18 protein-coding genes are annotated in these 20,198 nt (G+C 41.8%); 15 read left to right on the forward strand and 3 right to left on the reverse strand.

All coding sequences use genetic code 11. The features are described 5' to 3' along the window. The first annotated feature begins 23 nt into the window (after positions 1-23). The 5 genes from ABJD64_RS14185 to ABJD64_RS14205 all read left to right on the forward strand — a co-directional run bounded on the left by ABJD64_RS14185 (position 24) and on the right by ABJD64_RS14205 (position 5,993). Positions 24-824, forward strand: a complete 801-nt coding sequence (locus tag ABJD64_RS14185) for a DUF3179 domain-containing (seleno)protein (protein ID WP_348182600.1) — start codon at positions 24-26, stop codon at positions 822-824. A 29-nt stretch (positions 825-853) separates the two neighbouring features. Beyond that, a complete protein-coding gene (locus tag ABJD64_RS14190; protein ID WP_348182603.1) occupies positions 854-1,267 on the forward strand; it encodes a Dabb family protein in 414 nt (137 codons plus the stop codon). Between the two features lie 139 nt (positions 1,268-1,406). After that, positions 1,407-4,577 (forward strand): CHAT domain-containing tetratricopeptide repeat protein, encoded by a 3,171-nt coding sequence (locus ABJD64_RS14195; protein ID WP_348183460.1) that lies wholly within the window; start codon positions 1,407-1,409, stop codon positions 4,575-4,577. A gap of 115 nt (positions 4,578-4,692) precedes the next feature. Beyond that, positions 4,693-5,265 carry a sigma-70 family RNA polymerase sigma factor gene (locus ABJD64_RS14200; RefSeq protein ID WP_348182606.1) on the forward strand — a complete coding sequence of 191 codons (573 nt, stop codon included), beginning with the start codon at positions 4,693-4,695 and terminating at the stop codon, positions 5,263-5,265. Then, positions 5,265-5,993 carry a hypothetical protein gene (locus tag ABJD64_RS14205; protein WP_348182609.1) on the forward strand — a complete coding sequence of 243 codons (729 nt, stop codon included), beginning with the start codon at positions 5,265-5,267 and terminating at the stop codon, positions 5,991-5,993. The genes ABJD64_RS14200 and ABJD64_RS14205 overlap by 1 nt, the downstream gene beginning before the upstream one ends. A gap of 41 nt (positions 5,994-6,034) precedes the next feature. Here the strand turns inward: ABJD64_RS14205 and ABJD64_RS14210 are convergent, their stop codons facing one another. Then, a complete protein-coding gene (locus tag ABJD64_RS14210; protein WP_348182613.1) occupies positions 6,035-7,045 on the reverse strand; it encodes a DUF4421 domain-containing protein in 1,011 nt (336 codons plus the stop codon). Between the two features lie 238 nt (positions 7,046-7,283). On the opposite strand from ABJD64_RS14210, the gene ABJD64_RS14215 reads away from it, so the two are divergent. Genes ABJD64_RS14215 through ABJD64_RS14260 form a run of 10 tightly spaced genes read left to right on the forward strand, consistent with a single transcriptional unit; the run spans position 7,284 to position 18,237 of the window. Beyond that, positions 7,284-8,018 carry an FCD domain-containing protein gene (locus ABJD64_RS14215; RefSeq protein ID WP_348182617.1) on the forward strand — a complete coding sequence of 245 codons (735 nt, stop codon included), beginning with the start codon at positions 7,284-7,286 and terminating at the stop codon, positions 8,016-8,018. Then, the gene (locus ABJD64_RS14220) at positions 8,002-8,817 is read left to right on the forward strand and encodes an SDR family oxidoreductase (protein ID WP_348182620.1); all 816 of its coding nucleotides are present in this window, start codon (positions 8,002-8,004) and stop codon (positions 8,815-8,817) included. Before ABJD64_RS14215 ends, ABJD64_RS14220 begins: the two co-directional genes overlap by 17 nt. A gap of 11 nt (positions 8,818-8,828) precedes the next feature. Then, on the forward strand, positions 8,829-10,049 hold the full coding sequence (gene uxuA, locus ABJD64_RS14225; protein ID WP_348182623.1) for a mannonate dehydratase: 1,221 nt from the start codon (positions 8,829-8,831) through the stop codon (positions 10,047-10,049). 2 nt (positions 10,050-10,051) lie between these two features. After that, the gene (locus ABJD64_RS14230; RefSeq protein WP_348182625.1) at positions 10,052-11,458 is read left to right on the forward strand and encodes a DUF1080 domain-containing protein; all 1,407 of its coding nucleotides are present in this window, start codon (positions 10,052-10,054) and stop codon (positions 11,456-11,458) included. Positions 11,459-11,467: 9 nt separating this feature from the next. Next, positions 11,468-12,808: a Gfo/Idh/MocA family oxidoreductase gene (locus ABJD64_RS14235; RefSeq protein ID WP_348182627.1), complete on the forward strand. Its 1,341-nt coding sequence runs from the start codon at positions 11,468-11,470 to the stop codon at positions 12,806-12,808. Between the two features lie 4 nt (positions 12,809-12,812). Further along, the gene (locus ABJD64_RS14240; RefSeq protein WP_348182629.1) at positions 12,813-14,009 is read left to right on the forward strand and encodes a Gfo/Idh/MocA family oxidoreductase; all 1,197 of its coding nucleotides are present in this window, start codon (positions 12,813-12,815) and stop codon (positions 14,007-14,009) included. 11 nt (positions 14,010-14,020) lie between these two features. Further along, positions 14,021-15,421 (forward strand): glucuronate isomerase, encoded by a 1,401-nt coding sequence (uxaC, locus tag ABJD64_RS14245; RefSeq protein ID WP_348182631.1) that lies wholly within the window; start codon positions 14,021-14,023, stop codon positions 15,419-15,421. Beyond that, positions 15,414-16,454 (forward strand): TRAP transporter substrate-binding protein, encoded by a 1,041-nt coding sequence (locus ABJD64_RS14250; RefSeq protein WP_348182633.1) that lies wholly within the window; start codon positions 15,414-15,416, stop codon positions 16,452-16,454. The genes uxaC and ABJD64_RS14250 overlap by 8 nt, the downstream gene beginning before the upstream one ends. Next, on the forward strand, positions 16,451-16,933 hold the full coding sequence (locus ABJD64_RS14255; protein WP_348182635.1) for a TRAP transporter small permease: 483 nt from the start codon (positions 16,451-16,453) through the stop codon (positions 16,931-16,933). The genes ABJD64_RS14250 and ABJD64_RS14255 overlap by 4 nt, the downstream gene beginning before the upstream one ends. Beyond that, entirely contained in the window at positions 16,930-18,237 is a 1,308-nt protein-coding gene (locus ABJD64_RS14260) for a TRAP transporter large permease (RefSeq protein WP_348182637.1), read from the forward strand. The genes ABJD64_RS14255 and ABJD64_RS14260 overlap by 4 nt, the downstream gene beginning before the upstream one ends. Before the next feature lie 23 nt (positions 18,238-18,260). Here the strand turns inward: ABJD64_RS14260 and ABJD64_RS14265 are convergent, their stop codons facing one another. After that, complete coding sequence (locus ABJD64_RS14265) at positions 18,261-18,638, reverse strand: CoA-binding protein (RefSeq protein ID WP_348182639.1); 378 nt, start codon at positions 18,636-18,638, stop codon at positions 18,261-18,263. Next, the gene (locus ABJD64_RS14270; protein WP_348182640.1) at positions 18,631-20,193 is read right to left on the reverse strand and encodes an FAD-dependent protein; all 1,563 of its coding nucleotides are present in this window, start codon (positions 20,191-20,193) and stop codon (positions 18,631-18,633) included. The genes ABJD64_RS14265 and ABJD64_RS14270 overlap by 8 nt, the downstream gene beginning before the upstream one ends. Between the last annotated feature and the right edge of the window lie 5 nt (positions 20,194-20,198).

The raw sequence follows: 20,198 nt of genomic DNA on the forward strand, positions 1-20,198 counted from the left end.
CTGTATCTTGTCTTTCAAAAAAAATGAAATCCATTCCTTACCTGTTTATTGTCTTCATTTGTTTCGGATGCGATGGCCAAATGAAAAATAGGACTCCAGAGCAAGCCACTACGCCTGTCAAAAAGAAGCGTCCTGTCTCAGCCGACAATGGTAAATTTTTCAATTTAAGTGATACTCGGATGATGTATGGCGGCAAAGACAGCACCCAGCATTTCAACATTTCTAATCTCACCCTAAACGAGGGTCAATTTCACTATGGCATTGGCAGAGAAGCATTTCCTGCCCTACTCGCTCCTGAATTCATTTCACTGGAAGCCGCTGATACCATCTGGGCCGATAGTACGAGATTTCTAGTAGGTTCGCTGAATGGCGAGACCAAGGCTTATTCAGTTCCCGACCTGACAAGACATGAAATCGTAAATGACAGCCTCGGCGGAAAACCTGTAATGGCAGCTTATTGCATTCTGGCTGATTTAGGAGCTATTTATGAGCGTACATATGATGGAAAGGCCTTCACCTTCGGGCTAAGTGGATATACCTACTACGATCCTAAGGTTTGGGATGGTTTGGATGGATTTGTTTTTTGGGATAGAGAAACCGAAAGTCTTTGGTGGCCACTTGTAGGCAAGGCTGTCTCCGGACCACTGGAAGGAGTACCTTTACTGGAAATGGATAAACAATATTGGGAGGATGTCACCTGGGAACAGGTAAAACAAAAATACCCTGATGCCAAGGTGCTTACTTCAGGGCAAGACTTTGAGCGCCCATTATCCTGGAAGAAGTATGAAGATGTGGCCTCAATCATTGAGAAATATTCGAATTAAAATAGATCACAACCAATCACTATACTGAAATGAAAAAATATACTTTTTTCTTACTTGTTCTTTCGGGATTGATGGCCTGCGAACCCGTCAAGACCAAGGATATCATAAGCGGTCAGTTTGCTCACACTGTTTTGATATGGTTAAACAATCCTGATAGCGAATCTGATAAGGCAAAACTGGAAGCGGGGCTGAAATTACTTATCGAAAACTCTGATTACGTAAGGTCTGCTCATCTTGGTGTGCCTGCATTGACAGATAGAGAAGTGGTAGACAACTCTTATACATATTGTTTAATTGTAACCTTCGGATCAAAAGAAGCACAGGATAAATATCAAGTAGAACCTGTCCATAAAAAATTTCTAACTGACTGTAAGCATCTTTGGAGTAAGGTCTTGATTTATGATTCTATCAATGTGCTTGAGGAGGGTGAACGTTTGAAGTAGGAATATTATATAAATTATATTCTTCCTCAAGAAGCGGATTTGGAACCCAAGATGCTTTAATCATGTCTGAATATTAATTTGGAAGGGCGGATATTCAAAACATCCTTGTAGTTTTGGCCAAACAATACACGTCTTGAATATGAGTTTTCCCGGTAGAAAAAGCCTTGTCTCATTCATTTTCCTTATTTCCCTGAGTTACCTTTCAGATGCGGATCCTGGAATAATAAATGTGCAAGCAGATACACTTGCAGCAAGCCAGCACTACGCCCTTGCCGACTCACTGTACGCAGCTGGTAATTATGAAGATGCCATTGTACTATTTCAAAAGGCAGCTTCAAATTTCGAGCAACTAAAGTACTGGCGAAGATTGGCTGATTGCTTCTTCGGATTATCTAGTACGTATTTGAAAAAATTCCAGTTGGACCTTGCTGAGGAATATGCGAATAAAATTCTTTATGAATGTGCGCCCAAGATAGATGAGCCAGGCCTGCACCAGGGAAAGGCCTATTATCGTTTGGGAGGAGTAGCTACACGTAAAAGAGAATCGAGCAAAGCGCTTATTCACTACGAAAAAGCCATCCGTGCAATCAAGCAGAAAGAAGATCAGCACCCTTTTTTATTTAATGTCTATCAGGAACTGGGTAAAGAATACTATATGCAAGGTGAGATTGACGAAAGCTTAGCTGCCCTTAGTACCGGGTTAGAAATATCGGTAGCAGAGTATGGTGAGGAAGATTTAAATACCGCCGTTTGCTACAACAATCTCGCAAACATTTACTTCAGGGCCAGAAAGGAATTTATACGTGCGAGAATATATTATGAGAAAGCGATTAGTATAAGATTAAAAAGATATGGAGAGAACCACAGTTCCTTAATTTCCCCATACGCCAACATTGCTAGTCTGGATATTTGGCTAGGAAATTACGAAAAGTCACTGTTTTATAGCCAGAAGGCCCTCCAGTTAGTTTTGAATACTTTCGGATCCGATCATCCATATGTAGGTATGCTATATATAAACATTTCCGAATCCTACCGAAAACAAGAGAAATACGATGATGCACAGGTCTTTTTGAATAAAGCCCTAAATCTAAGTCAGACAAAAAACCATCCTGACATAGTTGGGCTGTCTAATATCCATGCAGGTCTATCAAAAAATTATACCTTTCTAGAAAATTATGAAAAGGCTATCCAACATGCTCAAATTGCCATTTCACTGTCTGAGGATAATGGTGAAGACAGCAATGAAGTGGGGGCCATAAGCTATGGTGCACTAGCATTTGCAATACTAAACCAGGGCGATTATAGGGAGGCCATAGAAGTGGCTAAAAAGGTAAAATCTATCTTTAGAAACCTCTATGGTGTTTCGCATAGTCAAACAGCCTATCAAGATGAAAATATTGGCATCGCTTATCAAAAATTAGGACAATATGATATGGCTATTGCGCACTATGACTCTGCTCTTTATGCTAATTCCGAGTTACTTTCAGATGACTCCAAGATCAACAAAACATTAAGTTCAATTCTTGACCCTATTGTCCACCTCGCAGGTCTAGCTCATAAAACTGATTGTTTGACTGAATACTATCTATCCAATGGTGAAGATGAATTACTAGAACAAGCCATTAAGCATGGTCAGTTAACTGATTCTCTGATTATTATCCTCAGGTCCTCACATTATAACGAACTTGATAAAATATCTTTCTCCAAAAGAGCTGCAGAGGCTTACGAATATGGTATAAAAGCCAATTTTCTTAAGTACAATAGTACTGGTGCCGAGTCCTATAAAAAGACCATGTTCTCCTATGCAGAAAAAACTAAGAGCAATCAATTAAAAAACGTTGTTCATTCTTCTCTTGATATCGATTACTCAGGGCTTGCGAATAGCCTTATAGAAAAAGAAAAGTTGATAAAAGCTGATATTAGACACTTGCAGTCCCGATTGGACAAAGCGAAACTCGGGTATCAGTCATTGGACTCAGTGAAAATCAAAACGTATAAAAGCAAAATATTTGAATTGAGCAGATCACATGAACAACTTGTAAATACTCTGAAAACTAATTACCCGGATTATTTTAATCTAAAAATTAATAGCCAGCTGGCTTCCCTGCAAGAAGTTCAAAATATGCTCGACGAGCACTCAACACTAATTGAATATTTTGTAGGAGACAGTGCCATTTATACTTTCGTTATTGACAGAGACAGCTTGTACGTGCATCAGCAGAGAGCAATAGAAAATCTGGACGAAATGATAGAATCCCTTCAAACCGCAATCGTTGATAGTGATTATGAAAGCTATATTAAAAATGCATCTACTCTCTATCAACTATTGATCGAACCAGTGAAAGACAAAATAGCAGGCAATCGGCTTAAAATAATACCAGATGGCGAATTATGGCATGTTAATTTTGATATGCTACTCACTTCAGATCAAAAGGAAACTTATAAAAATCTAGACTATCTGATTAAGGATTATGTAATTAGCTATGGCTACTCAGCAGACCTTATGGTTCATGAGTCTCAAAAACTATACTTACAAACATCAAACAAGGGCCTGTTGGCCTTTTCATTCAATAAGGATGAGAAAGGAGCTGAAGGCGATTCTATACCCTTGAGAACCTTGAGAGGTATTGCAGATGACTTACCTGGCAGCAGAGCAGAAATCAAAGCCATTTCGTCACTGGTAGATGGAGAATACTACTATGGCAATCTGGCAGACAAAGTCAATTTCAAAAAAAATGCCAAAGACTACTCCATCCTGCACCTGGCTTTGCATGGAACATTGAATGAGGATTATCCGATGAATTCAAAACTGCAGTTCACTTCGAACAAGGACTCGATTGACAATGGGGCGTTGTATGCTTACGAGTTATACAACATGTCACTCAATGCAGAATTAGCTGTACTGAGTGCTTGCAACACAGGTGCGGGACGGATAGCTAAAGGAGAGGGTATTATGAGCATGGGCAGAGCTTTTACTTATGCCGGATGCAAAAGTATTGTACTTACACAATGGGCTGTACCAGATGAAACAACTCCCCAGATCATGAAAGCTTTTTACCAAGAATTGAAAAACGGAAAGCCTAAAGATGTTGCGTTGCAGCAGGCAAAACTTGAATACTTAACCAAATCTAGCGAACCTCTATCTGCTCCGCTTTATTGGGGATCTTTTGTTCTCTTAGGCGATAGCGCTGTGATAGATTTACATAATGATCATAAATTACTGTTGTATGCAATCGTTGGCATTGTGCTTATCCTGATCATTATCTCTGTTAGCATCTATAGACGGAGAATTGCAGCATCCATAGAATAGAACTTACTGAGGCGTTTTAGGCAAACCTTAACAGCTCTCAACACATATGTCACATTGATCCAAATTTTTAACAAAGTAACGTTACTTTTGCAGTCCGGTGAATGGAAAATAAAAGATGAATCTTGACCTAAAAGAACTGGTTCAGCATTTAAAAAGGAATGACAATACCTGCCTAAAAACAATCTTTTTGGAGCATGGTAACTATTGTACAAAAAATCTGATCAAAAAAACAAATTGCTCAGTAGAAGATGCTGATGACATATTTATCGATGCTATTATCAATTTCAGAGAGCGCTTGCTGTGTGATAAAATTGAATATCTGACGAACATTAGAGCTTATTTATTTTCAACCTGTTACAACATGTGGTTGGTAAAGTATCGAAAATCTAAACAACATGAATCTCATGCTGAGGACATCAGAAGCTTCTACAAGGATTCGGCCAACACCTCAGATCTAGATAAGGAGGAACTCTATACTCTAGCAAATAATGCCATTTCTACCTTAGGCGATAAGTGCCAAACCATAATCAGGTTGTTCTACCTCAACAAATTGACTATGACAGAGATTGCAGAGGAGATGGGCTTTGCAAGTGCGGGCGTAGCCAAGACTATAAAAGCTCGCTGTTACAAAAAACTCATGGAAGAAGCCAAGAAACAATTAGCTCAAAATAAAGTATATTTAAGTTGATGAATGATTTGTCTGAGAGCGATTACAGGCTGATTGAAGCCAAAATTGATGGATCAATGACTGACCAGGAGCAAGATTTATTTGCTCAAAAGCTCAAAGATTCCAAAGATTTTGAACATGAATTCCAAACCCAAAATATGGTCATTGAGTCTTTGGTTCAGTCAAACAACGAAGTACTCAGAAAAGAATTCAGACCGTATCTTGAAGAATCCAAACAGCAACGCAAAATAGATGACGCCAGAAGAACACTGATGCTTGCAGCATCACTGTCATTTCTCGTGCTATGTGGTATTGTGTATTATTTATTTTCGCCTGAAGTAGTCAATCATGAGACTATCTATCAGGCATATTTTGAGATCTATCCTGCCCCACCGATTACACGAGGCAATGAGGTTGGGGCCAACCTATCTGATTTTGATCACTATCGGAAAGGTGAATACCTTCAAGCTATTGAAACTTTCAAGTCGGGTCCACAAAGTGAAATGACACCTGTTTATCAGGCCATGTGCTATCTAAAAACAGATCAAGTTAATAAGGCCATTGAACACCTTAATGAAGCCCTGGGCTCCAGTCATCTAATTGTTAATCAAACTGCTGAATGGTATTTAGCCTTGGCTTATCTAAAGGAAAATAAGGTGAATAAGGCGCAGGGCCTTTTAAAGAAAATCACAACTGAGAAACAGTTATATTATAAACAGGCACTTGAAATTCTCAACAAGATTAGCTAGGCGGTAACTGCATTTTAATGGTATTCGAGTCACCATTATTACTATCTCAAAAATTTCGGAGGGTTCAACCTTTTTCCAATAAATATTTTTAAATTACTAACTCCCCGCTCAAGATAATCTTCCTTTTCTCGTTCACCGGAAAAGACTCCAACAGCAGCGAGTCCAGCATAAAACTTTTCAGAGTTGTAACCAAGAGCAGTCCGCAAAGCCAACTGTCCTGTGAATTTCGCCTCAACATCTGCTTCTCTCCCATTTAAAGCAGGTGTTTTCTTGATTTCAGGTCCTAAACCAATAGCGAAAGTCAGAGAAAAGAAAACCCGTTTCCCAATAACGAAATTGTGCGCATAACCACCAGAGAGGCCATACCGGATATATTCACTGCCTCTAAAATCAACCTCTGCATTAAAATTTGCCACAGCTTCCATTGGGATCAAAGTGGAATCTGCATCCATTTTGTAATAGCTAAAAAATGGCCCAGCAAGAAAGGAACCTGCTCCTTTTATTTGTCGCTCATTGTAGGTGAATGCGCTTCGATAAGAAAACTTATCATGTTTGAAAATATAAAGTGCACTGATCCTAAAATTAACAGTTCGAATATCCGACCGGATGGGATAGGGATTGTCAGGGTCGTAGCTCGTTCTGTAGTCTTCCGGATTGGCACCATAATACCCCTTGTATTTTAATAGGTTAACATCTATGGCGAACTTTCTTGCATATATATTGGATTGAATATCGAATCTTTTGGTGTTTCCGAAGGTCTCATCATCATCGTTAACCCCAGAAAAATTAAACGCCAAATCGACTCCAAACCACTTGTACCCCAAGCCAAATCCAATGTTGAAGTTTTCATTAGGTTTATATTCAATCTTTGCCTCTGTCTGATGATTTACATGGGCGATTGTGTTCGATTTTATTATGCCATAGATTTTAACAGACAGTTGGTCTGAATAGTCTATGATATATCTTTCATTGATTGGACGCGTCTCAAATCGCTTGTATTCTTTTTGCTGGGCTTCTAGAAGAAAGGGCATCAACAGCATCATAAGATGCATGATACATTTTAACAAGTTTTTGTTTTGAATATGGACAACGTTCATCTTTGACTAAAATACAACCACAACCGAATATTTCCTAAAATTTCATCCTCCCAACATTTGAACCGGGTCAAAACAAATTGTTTTAGCATCAACATATCAATTTCCTGCACAGCAAAAAAAATCTATTTACAGACCATATTTTGATTTGTAATTCGTAATATTGTTAAATTAATATGTACTACATTATTATTTAATGAACAGCCAATCACTACTAAGCAATCCAATTCCAACACCAAACAAAACAGAATTGGTGGTAGATCGAATCATGGATTACCTTCAAAATTCTGACGTGCGACCCGGTTCATCTGTTCCGAAGGAAACTGAACTAGCCGCTAGTCTGGGTGTCAGCAGAACTATTGTAAGGGAGGCTCTCAGTCATCTCAAACTACTCGGCTTAATTGAGTCTAGAAAAAAAAGGGGAATGATACTTTCCGAGCCAAAAATGGTACCGGCACTGGGTAAGGTTCTACTCCCCAAACTCTTGGAACAAAAAACCAGACGTGAAGTTTTTGAGCTCAGATTGATGCTTGAAGTAGGCATTGCCGATGCTTTGTTTGATAGAGTCTCAAATGAAGATCTCAAAGCACTGGCCCAAATCATTAAGGGCGAACAAGCACTGATGGAACAAGAGAAGACCAATGTTGTCATGAAAAAATTGATTGCCATCGATACCAACTTTCACGCCTATCTATACGAGATCACTGGAAATACTATCCTGCAGTCATTGCAAGAAGTTTTTCTGCCTACAATCGAACACGTGATTAAGCATCAGTTCGACATAGACCCTATGTCGTACGGGCAGGTTTCACACCAAAGATTACTGGATGTACTAAAATCAGGTACTGCTGAGGATTTCCGCCTGGAGATGAGAGAGCACTTATCTGTCCACTTTGATCAATTATTCCATACCAATGAAAAATCCAACTGAACTCAAAAATAAAGTAGTCCTTATTAGCGGTGGCGGTGGTGCACTTGGGGGAGCGGTAGCCTCCTTTATGGCTCAAAAAGGAGCCAGAGTAGTAATCATTGGGCGCACGGAAAAATCCATAAAAGAAAAGGAAGATCAAATCAATGATAGTGGCGGACTGGCTCTGGGGTTGGTAGCTGACGTCTTATCTCAAACAGATTTAGAACAAACCCGAGATAAAATTCTTGCAAAATGGGGGAGCATCGACATCTTGATCAATGCTGCCGGCGGCAACAAACCTGGGGCTACCATAGGCCCAGATCAAACCATATTTGACCTTTCGATAGACCATTTTAATCAGGTAACCGCTCTAAATTTAAACGGAACCGTATTGCCTTCATTGGTATTTGGAGCGGTTATGAAATCACAAGGCGCGGGTGCCATAATCAACTTTTCGTCAATGGCAGTTAATCGTGTACTTACGCGAGTCGCTGGATATTCTGCATCCAAAGCAGCCATGGAAAATTTTACCCGATGGATGGCCGTTGAGGTCGCTATGAAGTTTGGTGAAAGTATTCGTGTAAATGCCATAGCTCCAGGGTTTTTCATAGGAGATCAGAACAGAGACCTGCTTCTCAATGAAGACGGGACTCCAACAGATAGAGGTCAAACCATTATTCGCAATACCCCTATGGGGCGGTTTGGTGAGGCGGATGAAATTAATGGAGCTGTGGAGTTTTTATCAACGAGTGCTTCCAAATTTGTTACAGGCATAGTCATTCCTATAGATGGCGGATTTAGTGCTTTTAGCGGGGTTTAAATCAAGGAAAAATGAGCTTATTCAAAACTTGGCGATGGTACGGACCCAATGATATTGTTTCATTGGATGATATACAGCAAACAGGTGTGAGCGGGATCGTTACGGCCTTGCACCACATACTAGTCGGAGAAGTTTGGAGCGTAGAAGAAATTCAAAAACGGAAAAAAAATATTGAATGGGATGAAGCACAAAACCGTCCCAGAAATTTGGTCTGGTCTGTTGTAGAAAGCGTAAATATACATGAGTCCATTAAAAAGGGACTTCCGGAGCGGGATATTTACATTAATAACTACATACTAACACTCAAAAATCTTGCAAATGAGGGTATAAAGACGGTTTGCTACAATTTCATGCCCGTGCTCGACTGGACACGTACAGACCTCGATTTTGAAATAGCAGGAGGTGGAAAAGCACTTCGCTACGATACTACACGTCTGGCTGCATTTGATCTCTATATTCTGGAGCGATCTGAGGCCAAAGAGGAATACGATGAAACAATGAAATCGAAGGCAAGAGACCTTTTTCTCTCCCTGACTCCGCAAGAAAAAGATCTACTTCAGCGCAACATATTAGCAGGTGTGCCTGGCAGTGGAAGCACCATGTCTTTGGATGAGTTCAAAGTATTTTTAGATGGGTATAAAAATATTGATGCCGCTGCCCTCAAAAACAATCTCGCCCACTTTCTCCAAAAGGTAATTCCGGAGGCCGAAAAACTGGGTATCAAAATGTGCTGTCACCCCGATGATCCGCCCTACCCGATTTTTGGCCTTCCACGCGTGATATCCAATGAATCAGACCTTGAATACCTGACACAATGCATCGATAGCCCAAGCAATGGTATCACTTTCTGTACAGGCTCTCTGGGACCTGACGCGTCTAACGATTTAAGCGGAATCATTAAGAGACTCGGACACAAGTTTCACTTCATTCATTTACGCAATGTCCAGCGGGAAGTGGACGGCAGCTTCTATGAAGCTCATCATCTGGGAGGCAGTGTAGATATGTATGGAGTGATAAAAGCATTAACCGTAGAAATGAATAAAAGAAAGGCTGCAGGTAGAGACGATTATGAAATCCCCATGAGACCGGATCATGGCCATCAGATGCTTGACGATTTAGATAAAACAATCCCTTTTCCCGGATACTCCGCCATTGGTAGGCTCAAAGGCCTGGCAGAGCTTTGCGGATTGGAACTGGGAATACAACGAAGTAATGAAGCTTTAAATAAATAGATATGACCAAATTTTTACTCCTCTTTTTCAACCTATCAATCATTTGTCATCTAACACTGGCACAACAAGGAAACTGGGAACAACTATTCAACGGGAAGAATCTAAGGCATTGGAGAATTGTAAATGGTACGGCCCAATTCGAAGTTGATCAGGGGACAATCGTAGGTACAGCCGTCGACAATACACCTAATACTTTTTTAGTTACTCAAAAAAACTACGCCGACTTCATTCTGGAATATGAAATGAAAGTGGACATAGGACTCAACTCGGGTGTTCAAATCAGGAGTCAAAGCCTCCCTGATTATATGAATGGCGCTGTGCACGGTTATCAGGTAGAATACGACGATACAAACCGTGGGTGGGCGGCAGGTATCTATGACGAAAGTCGAAACGGATGGCTATATTCTTTGGAATACAATCCTGAGGCTAAGAAGGCTTTGAAAAAAGGAGAATGGAATCAATTTAGAGTAGAGGCCTTCGGAAATCGTATTCGTACTTTTCTTAATGATCAGCCGGTTGCAGATTTACTAGCCGACTACAGTTCAATGGGGTTTATCGGTCTTCAAGTACATTCTATCAACGGCCAACTTGAAAACGAGGGAAAACAGATCAGGTGGAAAAACATTCGCATTCTCACCGACCATGTGGAAGATAATATGCGCCCCGAAACTACAATCAGGCAAGTGAACTACTTAAATAATGTACTATCCGAAAAAGAGAAAGAGGAAGGTTGGAAATTGCTCTGGGATGGTGCAACCTCTAAGGGCTGGAAGTCTGCTAAATCGGAAAAATTCCCTGAAAACGGATGGAAAATAAGCGACGGTATCTTGTCGGTTGAAAAAAGTAATGGTGGAGAATCTACAAATGGCGGAGACATCATCACGGAGAAACAATACAAGGATTTTATCCTCGAAATTGACTTCAACATCACCAAGGGAGCCAATAGTGGCATCAAGTATTTTGTAGATCCCAGTTTGAATCAAGGAGCGGGATCTGCCATTGGGTGTGAATTTCAGATTCTGGATGACAAAGTGCATCCTGATGCTCAGAAAGGAGTAAATGGAAATCGCACCTTAGGCTCGCTTTATGACCTCATTCCTTCCAACGGTAAGCTTTTCAATCCCCACCTCAACAAAAAAAGATTCAAGGGCATAGGTACCTGGAATCGCGCAAGAATCGAGGTTCGTGGTCAAAGGGTCACACATCATCTTAACGGGTCTAAGGTGATCGAATATACTCGAAGCACTCAAATTTGGAAAGCCCTTGTGGCCTATAGTAAATATAAAAACTGGCCTGCATTTGGTGAAGCAGTAAACGGGCATATCTTATTACAAGATCATGGCGATGCTGTCTCTTTTAAAAACATCAAACTACTGGAACTGGAAAAAATTGATAACTCTTCAAAATAGAATTTGATTATGGAAAATAAAGTATCAAGAAGAAAATTCATTAAAAAAACAGCATTGGCAGGAAGCGGTGCACTAGCCCTTGGAAGCCTTCAAATGCCCGCCTACAGTTATGCTAAGATTTTAGGTGCTAACGATCGAATCAATTTTGGAGTGGTAGGTATGAATGGTCGTGGTATCCAACATATCAACATGGCAGCGAAAGCCAAAAACACGGCCATCAGATATCTGTGTGATGTGGACAGCAGAGTGCTTGAAAGAGCAAACAAAATGACCCTTGAACTCACCGGAAAAAAGGCTAACCCTATTGAAGACTTCAGAGAGCTTCTAGAGAAAAAAGATCTCGATGCGATTATGGTAGCTACTCCTGAACATTGGCATGCTCCCATGGGAATCATGGGCATGCAAGCCGGAAAGCACGTATACCTGGAAAAACCATCAAGTCATAATCCCAGGGAGGGAGAAATGCTCGTTCAAGTTCAGCAGTCTACTGGAAAGACATTACAAATAGGTACACAGCAACGATCGGCTCCCACTTCATTTCAGGCAGTCAAAGACATCCGTGACGGCATTATTGGCAAGGCTTACATGGGCAAGGCCTGGTATTCGAACAAAAGAGGGTCAATTGGTATAGGTAAGCTAGCATCTATACCAAATTGGCTCAATTGGGAACTCTGGCAAGGACCGGCGCCGCGCACTGCCTATAAAGACAATATTGTACATTATAACTGGCACTGGTTTGAACGCTGGGGTACCGGAGAAATACACAACAACGGCACCCACGAAATAGATATTTGCAGATGGGCCTTGGGCGTAGATTACCCAGCTCGGGTTACCTCTTCTGGTGGCCGCTATCATTTTCAGGACGACTGGGAGTTCTATGACTCCCAGATGGCGAATTTTGAATTTGAGGGTGGCAAAATGATTTCCTGGGAAGGACGAAGCTGCGCACCATTCAAGCATCATGGCAGGGGCCGTGGCGTAACTATTCATGGAACTGCAGGAACAATACTCCTAGACAGAAATGAATACATCGCCTACGATATGGACAATAACATTATCAAGAAGATGGCCGAAGATGAAATAAGTGCTACTACAGATACTGTAGGTGCTGGGGGATTAGATGATTTTCATATCAATAACTTCCTTGAATCCATTCGATCAGGAGCACCACTCAACGCACCGATTCAGGATGCCCATAAGACCAACGTACTTTGTCACTTGGGAAATATTTCGCAAAAGGTGGGCAGAAGTTTAAACATTGATACCAGCAACGGTAAAATTCTCAATGATGAGGAGGCTATGAAAAGCTGGTCTCGTTCTTACGAAAAGGGCTGGGAACCTAAATCATAATTTGATGATGAAAAGAAGAGATTTTGTTAAGTTGAGTGGCCTGACCGTTTCTGCCACTGCATTGGGTGGCCCTAACGTACTTTCGAATTCGCTGAAGGGAAGTAACAAAGTAAGGATTGGTGTCATAGGTACCGGTAGCAGAGGTCTTGGAATGATAACTGAAATGAGTTCGATTGCAGACCTGGTGGTAGTAGCCTGTGCTGATATTATACCCTCTCGTTTAAGCGAGGCGGTACAAAGGACCAACGGACGATCCGAGAGTTACCAGGATTACCGAAAGCTACTGGATGACCAAAATGTAGATGCGGTCTTCATTGCCACACCTTTTTCCATGCACGCCCAAATGGCGATTGAGGCATTGGATGCAGGAAAACACGTTTACTGTGAAAAGACCATGGCCAAAGGAGCTGAGAGCATTCGAAAAGTAGTAAAAGCTGTTCACGCGTCTTCTAAAGTTTTCCAAACCGGCCACCAGTATCACAACTCCAGATTATATCAGGCTATTGCCCAAATGGTTTCAGATGACAAAATAGGGCCCCTCTCCTCGTTTCAATGCCAATGGAATAGAAATGGTGACTGGCGAAGACCTGTAGAGGATCCTAAATGGGAAAGAATGATCAACTGGAGAATGTACAGGGAATATTCCGGAGGAATGATGGCCGAACTGTGTTCACATCAAATAGATTTTATCAATTGGATCACCGGAAGCCGTCCGCAGACAGTAATGGGCATGGGAGGTATTGATTATTGGAAGGACGGACGTGAAACCTACGACAATATTCACGTAATGATGGAGTATAAAAATGGGCTTAAAGGAAAATTCACATGTCTAACCACCAATGGCTTTGATGATTACAAAATCAAGTTATTTGGTAAGAAAGGAACCATTGTGGTGGACTATGCAAACGCCTGGCTGTACTCAGAAGCAGACACTGAAAAGAAAGAATTTGATGATATAGATGGTGTATCGGGAGCAACTGTTAAACGATCCGGACATCGAAACTACGTCAAGATAAACGTACCACATAAAGACCCTTCAAGACAAGCCCTCATAGACTTTAGGGATAGCATAAGAGACGGGCAAAAGGTAATTTCCGATGTAAAAACAGGAGCTCTTGCTGCTTATGGCGTATTTATGGCTAACCGTGCCATGCAAAAGCAGACGATTGAAACATGGGATGATAATTTTTACCAAATCTAGAAGCCGATCACATGTCTTTCATCACCGAAAATTTCTTACTTCATTCTAAACCTGCTCAGAAGCTCTATTTTGATTTTGCTGAGAAACAGCCCATCATCGATTATCACAACCACCTCAGCCCACAAGAAATAGCGGAAAACACATCTTTCCCAAGTATTACAGAAATCTGGCTAAAACATGACCACTACAAATGGAGAGCGATGCGGGCCAACGGCATCGATGAAGCATTCATTACTGGTGATCGTTCGGACGAAGAGAAATTCTGTCAGTGGGCGACAACAATGCCTTATACCATACGCAATCCCTTATATCATTGGACTCAGCTAGAGCTTAAGCGATATTTTGGAATAGATGAGCTTCTAACCCGGGATAACTGGCGGGTCATTTTCGACCAATGCAACCATGCACTATCCCAACCTGAGTTTACACCCAGAAGTCTTTTGCGTAGATCAAAAGTAAAAGTCCTTTGTACAACAGATGATCCTTCCTCTAATTTAGAATTTCATCAGATGATAAGGGAACAAGGAATTGGGATACAGGTGAGACCCACCTTCAGACCTGATCAAAGTCTGCATATTAGCAAGCACAGTTTCGGAAATTATATAACTGATCTATCGACTTTGATGGAAAAGGAAATAAGAAATGCGTCTGATCTAATCGAAGCCTTGGCGGAAAGGGCTAAATACTTTAATGACTTGGGATGTTTTATTTCTGACCACGGCTTGTCCCATGCCCCTTCTATGAATTTTACCGAACAAGCTGCCAATCAAATATTTTCCAAAAGAATGACTGGCCATACTATCACCGAAGAAGAGGAAGATATTTACGTTTCGTACGTGTTATACCACTTAGGACTTATCTATCATAAAATGGGCTGGACACAACAGCTCCATCTAGGACCCCAGCGAAACAACAGCAGCAGAATATACGCTCAACTTGGCTCGGATATGGGCTGTGATTCTATAGGAGACTATCGTCAATCCACCAACCTGGCTGCATACCTGGACGCACTGGATAAGACCGATCAGCTACCCAGAACCATACTCTATAATCTGAACCCTTCACTGAATGAGGTTTTTTCCACCATGGCTGGAAACTTCAACGACGGAAGTATACCCGGCAAGGTGCAATGGGGACCTGCCTGGTGGTTTGCAGACCAAAAGACTGGCATAGAAAATCATCTGAATGCACTATCAAATGCAGGTTTATTGAGTAGATTTCTTGGCATGGTCACCGACAGTAGAAGCCTATTATCCATGACCAGGCACGAGTATTTCAGAAGGATTCTCTGCAATCTGATTGGTAACGATATTGAAAATGGTGAGCTACCCAATGATATTACCTGGCTGGGCCAAATGATCGAAAATATCTGTTATCGCAATGCTCGACAGTACTTTGATGTATATGACTAAAGCAATTGAAAACATATGGATCGCTCACATTTTCCTCATAAAAAACAGGTGGAAACATACGACAGTAATTGTTGTCGCTATCATATGCTTTACATGTTTATCATGTAGTGAGAACAATTCGTCCAAAACTCTCTTTCTGGCCCACTCCTTACCCGAGACGCATCCGGTACACCAGGGCATACTCGACTTTAAGAAAGAACTAGAAAAAATATCTGGTGGTAACCTGAAAGTGAAAGTCTTTCCCAATGGGCAATTGGGATCCGAAAGAGAAGTGCTTGAATTATTGCAGATTGGCAGCATCGCCATTACCAAGGTGAGCACCAATACCATGGCCAATTTTGCTCCCAAATATGGCATTCTAAGTGCGCCCTATTTATTCAAAGGCAAGACACACTTTTTTGAGGTGTTAGAAAGTGAAATTGGCGAAGAAATCCTTGAGAGTAGCAGCAATTTTCTGCTAAAAGGGTTGTGCTACTACGACGCTGGTAGTCGAAGTTTTTACACAAAAGATCGACCCGTCCGAACACCGAAAGACTTGCAAGGGCTAAAAATAAGAGTTATGAACCACCAATTATCTATCGATCTAGTCCAAGAATTAGGTGGATCTGCCACACCCATGTCATTTGGCGAATTATATACCGCGCTACAGCAAGGCGTAGTAGATGGTGCTGAAAACAATCCCCCCTCCTTTGTGTCATCCAATCACTTTGAAGTATGCAAATACTATACGCTGGATGAGCACAGTTCCGCTCCTGATATTTTGGTGATCAGTACAAAATCTTGGAATTCATTAAGATCTCAACAACAGGGCTGGGTAAAAAAGGCGGCAAAGATATCCGCCCAAACGCAAAAGGAATACTGGAAGGCGTCAGTAGAAAAGTGCATGAAAATATTGGAAGAAAACGATGTCGAGATCATCCGTCCGAACAAATCTCTCTTTCGTACTAAGTCTGCACCGCTTCTGACTCAGTTGGCAAAGGAGCCAGAAATGAGCTCAATCATTCAAAAAATCCAATCCTATAAACAAAAATGAAAAAGGTGTACAATTTCATAAATCTGAGCATAGAGTATCTGATGGTGAGCATTTTTGCCATTCTGGTGATAGATGTACTGGCACAGGTCTTTGCCAGGCATCTGTTTTCGAATTCACCTTCTTTCACCGAAGAGTTGGCCCGCTATGCACTCATTTGGTTGAGTATTTTGGGCATGGCCTATTTGAGCGGTAAGCGAGAACACCTGACTATGAATTTTCTATATAGAAAATTAACCATAGCATCACGAATCAGGGTTTTCATTTCGATCGAGCTGATGATCATCTTATTTGCGGCAATGGTGATGGTCATCGGAGGTGGAAATCTGGTGATGATCACTTGGACTTTAGATCAGGTATCTCCAGCGCTACATTTGCCACTAGGCATGATCTATTCTATTGTGCCACTAAGTGGCCTGCTTATAATCTACTACGCCATCTACAATATTCTAACAGGAAACAAAAACGAAAACGAAAAGTGACAGAGCTTGAAATCATAGCGGCGATTACCTTGTTTGCTACATTCTTCGCATTGCTTTGTATGGGACTGCCCGTGGTGTATTGCATAGGTATTTCCAGTACCGTCGCGCTATTGTTCCATATCGACATGATTCCTGCGGTAACCACGATTTGTCAGCGAATGACAACAGGGATCGACAGTTTTACACTTCTAGCCATACCGTTCTTCGTCTTGGCGGGAGAGCTCATGAAACAAGGGGGAATTGCTGATCGGCTGATCAATCTGGCTCGCGCCATCATAGGAAGAATGCCGGGTGGTCTTGCTTATGTCAATATACTGTCAGCCATGTTGTTTGGAGCAGTTTCCGGATCAGCGGTGGCCGCCGCTTCCGCTATAGGTAGCATTATGACTGATCGAATGGAGAATGAAGGATACCCCAGAACGCTCAGCGCCTCCATCAACATAACAGCTTCTACGACGGGACTGTTGATTCCACCGAGCAATATTTTGATTGTCTATGCACTGGCCAGTGGTGGTACCGCATCTGTGGCAGCACTATTCGTGGCCGGCTATCTTCCCGGCTTTTTGACTGGTCTGGGCCTTATGATCACAGCCAGCTATATTACGATGAAGCATAAACTGCCGCGTCGGGTGCGTGTTCCTTTAAATACTGTACTAAAATATTTCCGAGAAGCTTTTTGGAGTCTTATGCTTCTCGTTGTGGTTGTGGGAGGAATTGTAGTCGGTGTTTTTACAGCTACCGAAGCCGCGGCTATTGCGGTATTGTATGCCACCATTTTAGCTTTTATTTATAACACCATTCGGATCAAGGATTTATCAGGTATTCTGCTAAAAAGTGGGAAAACCACTGCCATGGTCATGGCCGTCATCAGTACTTCCATGGCTATGTCCTGGTTATTTTCCTTTCAAGGCATTCCACAAGCTATCACCTCATTTCTTTTAGATACATTTAGCCACCCTATTGCTATTTTTCTTATTATCAACATTATTCTATTAATCATTGGAACGTTCATGGATATCTCTCCGGCTGTATTGATATTTACGCCCATCTTTTTACCGGTTGTGACTTCTCTCGGCATGGATCCCGTTCATTTTGGAATTGTGATTGTATTGAACCTGTGCATTGGGATTTGTACTCCACCGGTAGGTACCTTACTGTTTGTGGGAAGCGGTATTGCCAAAGTAAATGTTTCAGATGTCATCAGACCTCTCATTCCATTCTTGGTTACGATGATTATCGTTTTGATGCTGATTACTTACTTCCCAAAGCTTTCTCTATTTCTCCCTGAATTGTTTGGGCTATAGAAACCTCCAAAATCTAATAATTGTTAGTACTGTCCGGTGCCAAGCATGACCAAAGTACAACCAAAAACAACCTCAATACCCTGTGATTCAGCGGCTTTGGCCAACGCCATATTTTCTGTTCCGGGATTGAAAATGATTCTAACGGGAGTGAGACTCAAGATATAATCGAGCCATTCGGTAAGGCGAGGAGCCCCTATGTATAAAGTAACTGTATGTACATTTTCAATAGCAGGCCTGTCTCTCAAATCCAAAAAAGACTCTCCGAACAATTCTCCTTTCTTGATACTAACCAATTTGAAAGGTTTATCATGGTTTTGCAGGCGCTCTGCTGCCAAATAGGCATATCTGGATGGATTTGGAGAAGCTCCCAATACCACGGTTAAATTCTTATCGTCAGACATTAATATATTGCTCAATTAGTTTTTCGGCACATTTTTCTCCATCAATAGCTGCAGACATGATCCCGCCCGCGTATCCAGCGCCTTCTCCACAAGGAAACAACCTTTTGAGTTGAATATGTTCCCAGGTTTCCTTATTTCTTGGAATATGCACAGGTGAAGAAGTCCGGCTTTCGACTCCTACTACTACGGCTTCGCTGGTAACGTACCCTCTCGATTTTTTACCAAAATCCTTAAACCCCAATTGCAACCTACGATAAATCGGCTCCGGTAGGACCTCGGAGAGCCTGGTAGCCTGTAGTCCTGGCTGGTAGGAACAATCTGGTAGGTTTTGAGAGAGTTGATCGCCAAGAAAATCGGTCAGGCGCTGTGCAGGTGCTTTTTGTTGGCCTCCTGTAATCTCACATGCCCTTTTTTCTATTTCAGATTGAAAGGTCAACGCGCTAAAATTTCCGTACTTGTGATACTCCTTCAAGTCACTATTCTCAATGGCCACAACTATTCCCGAATTGGCAAACTTGGAATCTCTTTTCGATGGGCTCATGCCGTTTACCACCACTTCGCCCGGTGCTGTGGCGGAAGGAACCATAAATCCTCCAGGACACATGCAGAAAGAAAATACCCCTCGCTGCACATCATTCAACCGGGTTTGAGTGGTCAGGGCATAGGGAGCAGCGGGGAGATAATCACCACGGTTGTCGCAATGGTATTGAATGCTGTCAATCAGCTTCTGAGGATGCTCGACCCGAACACCAAGAGCAAAGGGTTTCGACTCGATTTTAATTTTTTTCTTTTCCAAGAGCTCAAAAATATCTCTTGCTGAGTGGCCAGTCGCAAGAATCACTCCGTCGCCTTCATGTTTTTCTCCATTTGCAAGTGCTATCCCCTTGATTTCGCCATTTTTTAGAATGAAGTCCTCTACTCGGCTATTAAAATGAATTAGTCCTCCTCGTGATTCAATGGTGTCACGGATATCAGCGATGACTTTGGGCAACTTGTTGGTACCAATATGTGGATGGGTATCAATCAGAATATCTTCGCTTGCTCCATGTGCCACCAACATTTCCAGTATTCTACGAACGTCGCCCCGCTTTTTGGATCGGGTATAAAGTTTGCCGTCAGAATAAGTCCCGGCGCCGCCTTCACCAAAACAATAATTGGAGTCAGGATTTACAACATGTTCTTTATTAATTCTGGCCAAATCTCTCCGGCGTTCCTGAACATCTTTTCCGCGTTCAAACAAGATGGGCCGAGCTCCAAGTTCCAGGCAGCGCAGGGCAGCGAACAAGCCGGCGGGACCCGCACCAACAATGAGAACTTTTCTGGCATTAGAGACGTCTCGTTCTGGTTTTTGATAGGTGATTGACCAAGGGTCCTGTGTGTCTTGAAACAATCCAATTTCCACATCCACGCTTACCTTTCGTCCCCTGGCATCTATTGATCTTTTCAGCAACTTCCAGCTCGCGCCATCCTTTATTTTAGGAGATACAAAAGAATGCAGGTTCTTTTCATCCAAAGCGATTTCTGGCTTGAGCCTATATTTCAGAATTTTATTCATTTGCC

Origin of the sequence: Reichenbachiella sp., from assembly GCF_039944555.1 — a bacterium.
Taxonomy (GTDB): Bacteria; Bacteroidota; Bacteroidia; order Cytophagales; family Cyclobacteriaceae; genus Reichenbachiella.

Coding starts and splice junctions, on each gene's coding strand:
- ABJD64_RS14185 (WP_348182600.1), top strand. CDS start 24: ATGAAATCCATTCCTTACCTGTTTATTGTCTTCATTTGTTTCGGATGC.
- ABJD64_RS14190 (WP_348182603.1), top strand. CDS start 854: ATGAAAAAATATACTTTTTTCTTACTTGTTCTTTCGGGATTGATGGCC.
- ABJD64_RS14195 (WP_348183460.1), top strand. CDS start 1,407: ATGAGTTTTCCCGGTAGAAAAAGCCTTGTCTCATTCATTTTCCTTATT.
- ABJD64_RS14200 (WP_348182606.1), top strand. CDS start 4,693: ATGAATCTTGACCTAAAAGAACTGGTTCAGCATTTAAAAAGGAATGAC.
- ABJD64_RS14205 (WP_348182609.1), top strand. CDS start 5,265: ATGAATGATTTGTCTGAGAGCGATTACAGGCTGATTGAAGCCAAAATT.
- ABJD64_RS14210 (WP_348182613.1), bottom strand. CDS start 7,045: ATGCATCTTATGATGCTGTTGATGCCCTTTCTTCTAGAAGCCCAGCAA.
- ABJD64_RS14215 (WP_348182617.1), top strand. CDS start 7,284: ATGAACAGCCAATCACTACTAAGCAATCCAATTCCAACACCAAACAAA.
- ABJD64_RS14220 (WP_348182620.1), top strand. CDS start 8,002: ATGAAAAATCCAACTGAACTCAAAAATAAAGTAGTCCTTATTAGCGGT.
- uxuA (WP_348182623.1), top strand. CDS start 8,829: ATGAGCTTATTCAAAACTTGGCGATGGTACGGACCCAATGATATTGTT.
- ABJD64_RS14230 (WP_348182625.1), top strand. CDS start 10,052: ATGACCAAATTTTTACTCCTCTTTTTCAACCTATCAATCATTTGTCAT.
- ABJD64_RS14235 (WP_348182627.1), top strand. CDS start 11,468: ATGGAAAATAAAGTATCAAGAAGAAAATTCATTAAAAAAACAGCATTG.
- ABJD64_RS14240 (WP_348182629.1), top strand. CDS start 12,813: ATGATGAAAAGAAGAGATTTTGTTAAGTTGAGTGGCCTGACCGTTTCT.
- uxaC (WP_348182631.1), top strand. CDS start 14,021: ATGTCTTTCATCACCGAAAATTTCTTACTTCATTCTAAACCTGCTCAG.
- ABJD64_RS14250 (WP_348182633.1), top strand. CDS start 15,414: ATGACTAAAGCAATTGAAAACATATGGATCGCTCACATTTTCCTCATA.
- ABJD64_RS14255 (WP_348182635.1), top strand. CDS start 16,451: ATGAAAAAGGTGTACAATTTCATAAATCTGAGCATAGAGTATCTGATG.
- ABJD64_RS14265 (WP_348182639.1), bottom strand. CDS start 18,638: ATGTCTGACGATAAGAATTTAACCGTGGTATTGGGAGCTTCTCCAAAT.
- ABJD64_RS14270 (WP_348182640.1), bottom strand. CDS start 20,193: ATGAATAAAATTCTGAAATATAGGCTCAAGCCAGAAATCGCTTTGGAT.